We start from the raw sequence: 1820 nt of genomic DNA on the forward strand, positions 1-1820 counted from the left end.
AAAAAATAGAATGTCCTTTGGAGTGGCTTATATTTTGTGTCTGCTATCTTGATAATTAAATCTTGATAACCGATACTCCATACTGGCTACTCAATAATAAAACTCTCTCCAGAAAGGAGGTGTTCCAGCCACACCTTCCGGTACGGCTACCTTGTTACGACTTAACCCTAGTTACCAGTTTTACCCTAGGCCGCTCCTTGCGGTAACGGACTTCAGGTACCCCCGGCTTCCATGGTTTGACGGGCGGTGTGTACAAGGCCCGGGAACGTATTCACCGCGCCATGGCTGATGCGCGATTACTAGCGAATCCAGCTTCACGGAGTCGAGTTGCAGACTCCGATCCGAACTGAGACCGGGTTTGGGGATTAGCATCCTATCGCTAGGTAGCTGCCCTTTGTACCGGCCATTGTAACACGTGTGTAGCCCTGGACGTAAGGGCCGTGCTGATTTGACGTCATCCCCACCTTCCTCACGGTTTACACCGGCAGTCTCTTTAGAGTCCCCACCACTACGTGCTGGTAACTAAAGATAGGGGTTGCGCTCGTTATGGGACTTAACCCGACACCTCACGGCACGAGCTGACGACAACCATGCAGCACCTTGTAAGAAGTCCGAAGAAAGGAACATCTCTGCTCCATGCATCCTACATTTAAGTCCAGGTAAGGTTCCTCGCGTATCATCGAATTAAACCACATGTTCCTCCGCTTGTGCGGGCCCCCGTCAATTCCTTTGAGTTTCATTGTTGCCAACGTACTCCCCAGGTGGATTACTTAATGCTTTCGCTCGGTCGCCGACGATGTATGGCCGACAACGAGTAATCATCGTTTACGGCGTGGACTACCAGGGTATCTAATCCTGTTCGCTACCCACGCTTTCGTGCATCAGCGTCAATTATAGCTTAGTAAGCTGCCTTCGCAATCGGTGTTCCGTGTTATATCTAAGCATTTCACCGCTACACAACACATTCCGCCTACTTCAACTAAATTCAAGACAAACAGTTTCAACGGCAGTGTTACGGTTGAGCCGCAAAATTTCACCGCTGACTTATCAGTCCGCCTACGCACCCTTTAAACCCAATAAATCCGGATAACGCTCGGATCCTCCGTATTACCGCGGCTGCTGGCACGGAGTTAGCCGATCCTTATTCGTACGGTACCGGCAAATACCTACACGTAGGTACAATTCTTCCCGTACAAAAGCAGTTTACAACCCGTAGGGCCGTCTTCCTGCACGCGACATGGCTGGTTCAGGCTATCGCCCATTGACCAATATTCCTCACTGCTGCCTCCCGTAGGAGTCTGGTCCGTGTCTCAGTACCAGTGTGGGGGACCTTCCTCTCAGAACCCCTAGACATCGCAGACTTGGTGAGCCGTTACCTCACCAACTATCTAATGTCACGCATGACCATCTTTTACCGCCGAAGCTTTACTTTTAATAACATGTGCTATTTAAAGACTATGGGGTATTAATCCAAATTTCTCTGGGCTGTCCCCCTGTAAAAGGTAGGTTTCATACGCGTTACTCACCCGTGCGCCGGTCGTCATCTGTAGCAAGCTACAATGTTACCCCTCGACTTGCATGTGTTAGGCCTGTCGCTAGCGTTCATCCTGAGCCAGGATCAAACTCTTCGTTGTATAAAAATTGTTAACAGACATTAGATTTTTAGATAAGAGACAAGAGATGTTAGTCTCCTGGTCTTTTGTCTAATTGTCTTTAGTCTTAATTATTCTTTACAAGAGTTTTGCTCAAAGAATCACTCTACTTTTTTTTCCTTTTGTGCATTCCAATATTTTCAAAGAACTTTTGTGTCAGTGAACAGT

At 48.0% G+C, this 1820-nt stretch carries 1 rRNA gene; it reads right to left on the reverse strand.

The features are described from left to right. Positions 1-112: 112 nt before the first annotated feature. Positions 113-1634, reverse strand: a 16S ribosomal RNA gene (locus FN809_RS17555). Positions 1635-1820: the final 186 nt, after the last annotated feature.

The sequence above is a fragment of the Saccharicrinis carchari genome (genome assembly GCF_900182605.1).
Taxonomy (GTDB): Bacteria; Bacteroidota; Bacteroidia; order Bacteroidales; family Marinilabiliaceae; genus Saccharicrinis; species Saccharicrinis carchari.